Raw genomic sequence first — 7,897 nt, 5'->3', positions numbered from 1 at the left:
ATGCGATCGAGGATCTCAAGGTCCACGCCGCCGCCAAGGCGCGCGAAGAGGCCGACGCCCGAATCCGCCAGGATGCGATCGCCGCCGCGCAGCGCCGTGCCGACATGCACAAGCTCGCCGACGATTTCGAAAGCGCGATCGGCGAGATCATCGAGACGGTGTCGTCGGCCGCGACCGAACTGGAAGCTTCCGCCGGCACCCTGAACGTCAACGCCGAGCGCGCCCAGCATCTCACCGTCAGGGTTGCCGGTGCCTCGGAAGAAGCCTCCACCAACGTGCAGTCGGTGGCGTCGGCGTCCGAGGAGATGACCGCGTCGGTCGAGGAGATCAGCCGCCAGGTGCAAGCCTCGGCCAAGATCGCGTCGGATGCGGTCGAGCAGGCGGCCCACACCAATCACCGCGTCGAGGAGCTGTCGCAGGCTGCGGCGCGGATCGGCGACGTCGTCGAACTGATCAACACCATCGCGCAGCAGACCAACCTGCTGGCGCTCAATGCCACCATCGAGGCAGCGCGTGCCGGCGAGGCCGGCCGCGGCTTTGCGGTGGTGGCCGCCGAAGTGAAGGCGCTGGCCGAGCAGACCTCGAAGGCGACCGGCGAGATCGGTCAGCAGATCGCCAGCATCCAGTCGGCGACGCACGAGTCGGTCGATGCCATCAAGGGCATCGGCGGCACTATCGAGAAGATGTCTGAGATCGCCTCGACCATCGCCTCGGCGGTGGAAGAGCAGGGCGCCGCGACTCGGGAGATCTCGCGCAATATCCAGCAGGCGGCCGAAGGCACCCGCGCGGTGTCGTCGAACATCGTCGAGGTCGAGCACGGCGCCAGCGGCACGGGGGCCGCGGCCGGCGAAGTGTTGCATGCCGCGCAGTCGCTCGCTGGCGAGAGCAATCGGCTCAAGCTCGAGGTCGGCAAGTTCATGCACACGGTGCGCGCGGCCTGACGGCTGCGCGTTCCGTCACCGCCGGGCCGCGATGAACACGCCGGCGACCACCATGGCGTAGCCGGCGAGGTGAAACAGCTCGGGCTTTTCGCCGAGCAGCACGATCGCCATCACCGAGCCGAACACCGGCATCAGATGCAGGAACGGCGCCGAGCGGTTCGGCCCGATCAGCGCCACGCCGCGGTTGAAGCAGAGATACGCCAGCATCGACGGGAAGATCACCACATAGGCGAGCGTCGCGACGCTGAGCCAGTCGGCACTCGGCCGCACGCCGCTGGCGTATTCCCAAGCGCTGAACGGCAGCAACAGCAGCGCGCCGCAGCCGGTCGTCACCACGATCAGCGACAGCGGATGGGTTGCCGGCCGCTTCGGCATCAAGGCCGAATACAGCCCGAATGCGCACAGCGCGCCGGCCACCATCAGGTCACCGCGGTTGAGTTCGATGCCGGCCAGCGCCGCGAAGTCGCCGCGCAGGATGATGGTGAGCACGCCGAGCAGCGACAGCGCGATGCCGGCCGCTTGCATCCAGGTCAGCCGCACGCCGAACAGCAGCAGCGACCACAGCGCCACGAACAGCGGCCCGGAGGACTGCATCAGCAGCGCGTTGAGCGCCTGGGTGTATTGCAGCCCCCAATACGACAGCGCGTTGTTGATCGCGAAGCCGGTCGCCGACAGCACGATCATCAGCTTCCAGTGGTGCAGCAGCTTGCGCCAGTCGTGGCGCAGATGCGGCCAGGCGAACGGCAACAGCAACAGCATCGCGCCGACCCAGCGCGCGCAGCTCAGCGTCACCGGCGGCACATGGCCGGCCACCGCGCGGCCGAGCACGATGTTGCCGGCCCAGAACAGCGAGGTCAGGCTGAGCAGCAGATAAGGCTGGTGGGCGAGCCAGCCGAAAGCGGAGCGGGACCAGGCGATCAAGTCGAGGGCCGGGGCAAGGGAACCATTTTGGTCTTCGTGCCTGAATTCACGTCGGCGCAAAAGAGGCGTGCGGCGGATTGCTGGCATGCGTCGCGAGTGTTGGCGTGGGCGGTGAGTTCCATGCACGGCGCGGGTGGAAGCGTTGCTGCGGCGCGGTTGGCCGCGGCAAAGAATCGGCTACCACGTCGCCGGCGATCTGCGCATGCTGGCGCACGGATCGAGTGGGGCGAAGATGAGTATCGACGAGTTGAACATCGAAGGGTTGACGGCGCTCGACCGGGACGATCCGGGCCCGGTGGTGATGGTGAACCTGCTGCGGTTCAACGAGCAGTCCGGAGATGGCGACGGCACCGGCTGGGATGCTTACTTGCGCTACAGCGCCCAGAAGGTGGCGCTGATCAAGGAGCATGGCGGCATGCTGCTGTGGAACGGCAACGCCAAGGGCATCGCGCTCGGGCGCTCCGACCACGCCCCTTGGGACTATGTCTCGCTGGTGTATTACCCGACGGTCGCGGCGTTCATGGCGATGATGCGGTCGCCGGAATATCTCAGCCAGTGCGAGCCGCATCGGCGCAACGCCTGCGCCGATCACCTGATCATCTGCACCCGCGAGGCGTTCAGCAAGTTTCACATCCCGGTGAAGTGAGCGCTGGCGCGCTCACGCCGTCTTCGGCTTGCGCGCCGCGATCACCACGCCGGTCAGCACCAGTGCGTAGCCGACGGCGTGGTAGAGGTGCGGCTGCTCGCCGAGAAACAGGATGGCCATCGCCGAGCCGAACACCGGCACCAGATGGAAGAACGGCGCCGAGCGGTTGGCGCCGATCAGCCGGACGCCGCGGTTGTAGCAGAGATAGGCCAGGATCGACGGGAACACCGCCACATAGGCGAGCGCGCCAAGATTGCGCCAATCGATCGCCGGCAGCGGCTTGGTGCTCAGCTCCCAGATTTCGAGCGGGATCAGGAACAGCGCGCCGCAGCCGAAGGTGAAGCCGAGAAACGACAGCGCGTGCATCGGCGGCCGCTTCTGCGTCAGGGTGGTGTAGAGCCCGAAGCTCGCCAGCGCGCAGACGAACAGCACGTCGCCGCGGTTGAGATCGATCGCGGCGAGTTCGGCGATGTTGCCGTGCAGGATGATCACCACCACGCCGATCATCGACGAGCCAATGCCGATCGCCTGGGTCAGCGTCAGCCGCATCCGCAGCACGATCAGCGCCCACAGCGCCACGAACAGCGGCGCGGTGGATTGCAGCAGCAGCACGTTGAGCGCCGAGGTGTACTGCAGCGCGGTGTATTGCAGCGTGTTGAAGGTCGAGATGCCGATCACCGACACCGACACCATCAACGGCAGATGCCGGCGGATCACCTTCCAATCCGCGATCAGGTGCCGCCAGGCGAACGGCGCGACGATCAGGAACGCGCAGGTCCAACGCAGGAACGACAGCGTCACCGGCGGGAAGTGGCCGGCGATGGCGCGGCCGACAATGGCGTTGCCGGCCCAGAACAGCGAGGTCAGGCTCAGCAGCAGATAGGCTTGGTCTGAGATCCAGCCGAAGCGGGGCGCTTCAGCGGGCGGCGTCGTCGTGGTCATAGCAGGCCCGGTGCTCGGAAGCGGCGCGCACGCCCGGCCATGCCCGCATCAGCAGAACGCCGCCTCCCTTTGAGATTTGGCCCCAGCAATACGGGTTTTTGCACAGATCACAAGCAGCCTGCACGCATCGCGAGCATGCGCGGCGGCGAACGGGCGTGTCAGTCCGCTGCGATTGGGCGCGCCACGGCGCCGAGCGCGGTGACGGCGGCGTTGGGATCAAGCTCGATCTGCAGGCCGCGCTGGCCGCCGTTGAGATATACGGTGGTTTCGGCGAGCGCGGCATCGTCGATCGCCACCGGCACGCGCTTCTTCTGCCCGAACGGTGAGATGCCGCCGACGTGGTAGCCGGTCAGCCGCTCGGCATCGGCCGGCTTCATCATCTTCGCGCTCTTGCCGCCGAGCGCGGCCGCCAGCTTCTTCATGCTGACTTCCTTGTCGGAGGCGATCACCGCACACACCGGCTTGCCATCCAGCTCGGCCATCAGCGTCTTCAGCATCCGCTTCGGCTCGACCCCCACCGCCGCTGCGGCGGCCAGTCCGATCGCCTCGGCGTTCGGATCGTACTCATAGCTGTGCAGCTTGAAGGCGACGCCGAGCTTCTCCAGCATCTGGGTGGCGCGGGTGGATTTCGACATGGTGGGACTCGAGGCAGGTCGCAGGGCGGCGCAGACTGGCGTGCGCCGGCGCGCACATTGTCACTGCGCGCAAGCCGACGCAATGCAACGCCATCATGTCCCCCGCACCGTCATTCCGGGGCGCTCCCAAAGCGAGCGAACCCGGAATCTCGCGGTCATGGGGCGGCTGTCCGGCCAGCACCTCGGGATTCCGGGTTCGCGCTTGCGCGCGCCCCGGAATGACGAGGGTGGGGCTAAATATGTGCCGGCCCCTCGTAGCGACCAGCCCGTTGCTACTCGGTATCCCACTTCGGCGAAAACGCCGGGGTGACGAAGCGCTGGTTCTTCGGCAGCTTGGCGATCACGGCGCGGTCGTCGAAGTCGAGCTTGATGGTCAGCGCGCCGAGATTGCTGCGCTGGCTGGCTTCGCTGCGGGCTTTCGGAATCGCCATCACGCCTTCCTGCTCCAGCAGCCAGGCCAGCGCCACTTGCGCCGCGGTGGCGCCGTGCTTGTCGGCGATCGCCTGCAGCTCCGGATAGGAGGCGAGCCGGCCCTGGGCCAGCGGCGCGTAGGCGGTGAGCGGGATGGATTTGCTCTGCAGATAGGGCAGCAGCTTCGTCTGCCCGAGCAGCACGTGATACTCGACCTGGTTGCAGGCGATCGGCGCGCCGATCTCCTCCACCGCCTGCTTCATCAGCGCCACGGGGAAGTTGCAGACGCCGATCGCGCGGGCGCCGCCTTCGTCCTTGATCTTCAGCAGCGTCTCCAGTGCCGCGCCGAGATTCATGTCCGGCGCCGGCCAGTGGATCAGATAGAAGTCGACATAGTCGGTCTTCAGCTTGCGCAGGCTCTGGTCGAATGCCTTGCGGATCGCGTCGGGCGCGAGATTGGTCCACCACACCTTGGTGGTGAGATGAATCTGATCACGCGGCACGTCGGTGTCTTCCAGCGCGTCGCCGACGGAGTCCTCGTTGGCGTACATCTCGGCGGTGTCGATGTGGCGATAGCCGAGGCCGAGCGCGGTCAGCACCGCCTCGTGGCAGTCCTTGCCCTGCAGCTTGAAAGTGCCGAGCCCGAGCTTGGGCACGCGAAGTCCCTGGGTCTTGATGCTGTCCATGCGGTCTCCTGGTGCGTCTTGGCGCGAACTGGACACCAGCCCGCTTCGACAAACGCGTCAAACCCAAATCAGGCTCATCGGATCTCATGTGATCAGGGCGGGGCGCGGAGGCGTCGCTGCGCTTAGGAAAGCTTGCCACGCTGCGGAAAAGGTCAACGCATTGTGAATGCGAATGCCTGACATCTGCATTGGATTTTACGAATCGGAAGTGGTTGTGGATTACGATTCGCCACAACTGACGGGGGTAATAGTTCCAAGGGATTGGCTTCGCGCACGGAGCCCAAGGCCCGCGGGCGGCTGCCGTCGGGGCGTCGATCCGAGGATTTCAAGAACAAGACGATTGGCCGCGACAACGTCGTTGCGGCGCCAAGAATTGCACGGAGCCGAGCGTGACCTATGGCGACCGCAAAGATCCGCGGGTCCGGTTCGAAACCGCGATGGATTCGGTGATGATTGCCGTCGATGGCACCTGGCGGCGCGATTGCGCGATCGCCGACATCTCGCAGACCGGGGCCAAGCTGATCCTGAAGACGTCGATGGCCGGGCTGAACCTGCGGGAGTTCTTCCTGGTGCTGACGCCGAACGGCACCGCCTATCGACGCTGCGAGCTGGTGCGGGTCGAGGGCGACACCATCGGGGTGCGCTTCGTCGTCGTCCGCAAGGGGGCGAAGCGGCTGCCGAACCAGCGGGCCAGTGTCTGACACCAAAACGGTATTGCGTCCGGGGTGATCGGCAGTCACCGCGGGGCGACGCGTCGGCCTCGCCGGAATGCCTCCAAACAGTGACGGATTTCAGAGGGGATACAATGCGTTGCAGCGCCGTGGGACGGGCGTTTCGCTTGCGTCGCAAGCCTGCATCCGTTATCCGGTGCCGTGCCTCGTATGCGAGCGGCCACGGCCGCGTTTGCCTGGGCGCGCGAGCCCGATCCGTCATCGTCGCCACCGGCGCGCCGCGATCGTGCTTCATCCGATAAAGTGGCAGGGGAACCTTCTCGAAATGGCCAATGTCGTCGTGGTCGGCGCCCAGTGGGGCGACGAAGGCAAGGGAAAGATCGTCGATTGGCTCTCCGAGCAGGCCGACATCGTGGTGCGATTCCAGGGCGGTCACAATGCCGGCCACACCCTGGTGATCAACGGTGCGACCTACAAGCTGGCGCTGCTGCCCTCGGGCGTGCTGCGGCCGTCGAAGCTGGCGGTGATCGGCAACGGCGTGGTGTTCGATCCGCAGGCCTTCCTCGATGAAGTGAAGAAGCTGCAGGGCCAGGGCGTCGCGATCTCGCCGGACAATCTGCGCATCGCCGAGAACGTCACGCTGATTCTGCCGCTCCACCGCGAGCTCGACGCCACCCGCGAGAACGCCGCCAAGGCCGGCGCGATCGGCACCACCCAGCGCGGCATCGGCCCGGCCTATGAAGACAAGGTCGGCCGTCGCGCCATCCGGCTGATGGACCTCGCCGACCTCGACACTCTGCCGACCAAGATCGAACGGCTGCTCGCGCATCACAATGCGCTGCGCCGCGGCCTCGGTCAGCCGGAGATCGACGCCGGCCAGATCCTGGCCGAGCTGTCGGCGATGGCGCCGCAGTTGCTGCCTTATGCCGAGTCGGTGTGGCGCCTGCTCGACATCAAGCGCCGCGAAGGCAAGCGCATCCTGTTCGAAGGCGCGCAGGGCGCGCTGCTCGACGTCGACCACGGCACCTATCCGTACGTCACCTCATCCAATACCGTCGCGGCGCAAGCGGCGACCGGCACCGGCATGGGCCCGGGCGCGGTCGGCTATGTGCTCGGCATCTGCAAGGCCTACACCACGCGCGTCGGCGCCGGTCCGTTCCCGACCGAGCTGACCAACGAGATCGGCGAAGAGATCGGTCGTCGCGGCAAGGAGTTCGGCGTCAACACCGGGCGCAAGCGGCGCTGCGGTTGGTTCGACGCGGTGCTGGTGCGGCAGACGGTGCGGACCTGCGGCATCGCCGGTCTGGCGCTCACCAAGCTCGACATTCTCGATGGCTTCGACAGCGTCGAGGTCTGCGTCGGCTACAAGCTCGACGGCAAGGAGATCGACTACCTGCCGGCCGGCGAAGGCGCGCAGGCGCGGGTCGAGCCGATCTACGAGACCATCGAAGGCTGGAAGGAGCCGACCGCGAATGCCCGTTCGTGGGCAGAGCTGCCGGCGCAGGCGATCAAATATGTTCGCCGCATCGAGGAACTGGTCGGCTGTCCGGTGGCATTGTTGTCCACCAGCCCGGAGCGCGAGGATACAATCCTGGTGCAGAACCCGTTCGAGGCTTAATAAGATGTTACCGAAAGACATCGTAAATTGAGTCGAGATGGCTGATTACTATCCGCTGATCGCACGCGCTATTGCGAGCCTGGATCCGAGTGCTCCGGGCGAGCAACGTCGCGCGATCTATGAGCGGGCGCGCGCGGCTCTGATCGCGCAGTTGCGCGGCGTCCAGCCGCCGCTGACCGAATCCGAAATCACCCGCGAGCGCCTGGCGCTCGAAGAGGCCGTGCGCAAGGTCGAGTCCGAGGCCGCGCAGCGCGCCCGCGATGCGTCGCGCGCCGAGCTCAAGGGCCGCGGTCGTCCGGGCGACCCGCCGCGTCCTGGCGATGCGCTGCGTGCATCGAGCCGTCCGCTCGGCCGTCCCGGCGATCCGCCGCCGCAGGTCAATCGCGGCCCCCCGCCGAGGTCGATGCCGGAGCCGGAGCTGCCGTC

General features: G+C 66.6%; 8 protein-coding genes and 1 pseudogene. 5 read left to right on the top strand and 4 right to left on the bottom strand.

All coding sequences use genetic code 11. The features are described from left to right. The coding region (locus DYI24_RS16550) for a methyl-accepting chemotaxis protein (protein ID WP_246701282.1) at window positions 1-941 on the top strand (941 nt) is incomplete at its 5' end. Between the two features lie 15 nt (window positions 942-956). Here DYI24_RS16550 and DYI24_RS16545 read toward each other — a convergent pair. Continuing rightward, window positions 957-1,862, bottom strand: a complete 906-nt coding sequence (locus DYI24_RS16545; RefSeq protein WP_164573076.1) for a DMT family transporter — start codon at window positions 1,860-1,862, stop codon at window positions 957-959. A gap of 232 nt (window positions 1,863-2,094) precedes the next feature. Between DYI24_RS16545 and DYI24_RS16540 the strand changes: the two genes are divergently transcribed. Continuing rightward, entirely contained in the window at window positions 2,095-2,508 is a 414-nt protein-coding gene (locus tag DYI24_RS16540; RefSeq protein WP_164573075.1) for a DUF1330 domain-containing protein, read from the top strand. Window positions 2,509-2,520: 12 nt separating this feature from the next. On the opposite strand, the gene DYI24_RS16535 is transcribed toward DYI24_RS16540, so the two are convergent. From DYI24_RS16535 to DYI24_RS16525, 3 genes are all read right to left on the bottom strand, one after another. Further along, window positions 2,521-3,450 carry a DMT family transporter gene (locus DYI24_RS16535; protein ID WP_107356853.1) on the bottom strand — a complete coding sequence of 310 codons (930 nt, stop codon included), beginning with the start codon at window positions 3,448-3,450 and terminating at the stop codon, window positions 2,521-2,523. Window positions 3,451-3,608: 158 nt separating this feature from the next. After that, window positions 3,609-4,085 carry a Cys-tRNA(Pro) deacylase gene (ybaK, locus tag DYI24_RS16530; protein ID WP_107345882.1) on the bottom strand — a complete coding sequence of 159 codons (477 nt, stop codon included), beginning with the start codon at window positions 4,083-4,085 and terminating at the stop codon, window positions 3,609-3,611. 272 nt (window positions 4,086-4,357) lie between these two features. Beyond that, complete coding sequence (locus tag DYI24_RS16525) at window positions 4,358-5,182, bottom strand: aldo/keto reductase (RefSeq protein ID WP_164573074.1); 825 nt, start codon at window positions 5,180-5,182, stop codon at window positions 4,358-4,360. A gap of 389 nt (window positions 5,183-5,571) precedes the next feature. On the opposite strand from DYI24_RS16525, the gene DYI24_RS16520 reads away from it, so the two are divergent. From DYI24_RS16520 to DYI24_RS16510, 3 genes and pseudogenes are all read left to right on the top strand, one after another. Then, window positions 5,572-5,883, top strand: coding sequence for a PilZ domain-containing protein (locus DYI24_RS16520; protein ID WP_107345880.1), 312 nt, complete (start codon window positions 5,572-5,574; stop codon window positions 5,881-5,883). Between the two features lie 295 nt (window positions 5,884-6,178). Beyond that, window positions 6,179-7,471: an adenylosuccinate synthase gene (locus DYI24_RS16515; protein ID WP_107345879.1), complete on the top strand. Its 1,293-nt coding sequence runs from the start codon at window positions 6,179-6,181 to the stop codon at window positions 7,469-7,471. A gap of 37 nt (window positions 7,472-7,508) precedes the next feature. Further along, window positions 7,509-7,897 (top strand): annotated as a pseudogene (locus tag DYI24_RS16510) (hypothetical protein); the annotation flags it as partial.

Source organism: Rhodopseudomonas sp. BR0C11 (assembly GCF_010820945.1).
GTDB lineage: Bacteria > Pseudomonadota > Alphaproteobacteria > Rhizobiales > Xanthobacteraceae > Rhodopseudomonas > Rhodopseudomonas palustris_H.
The sequence above is the reverse complement of the archived record's forward strand: the minus strand, read 5'-3'. Positions and strand labels throughout refer to the sequence as shown.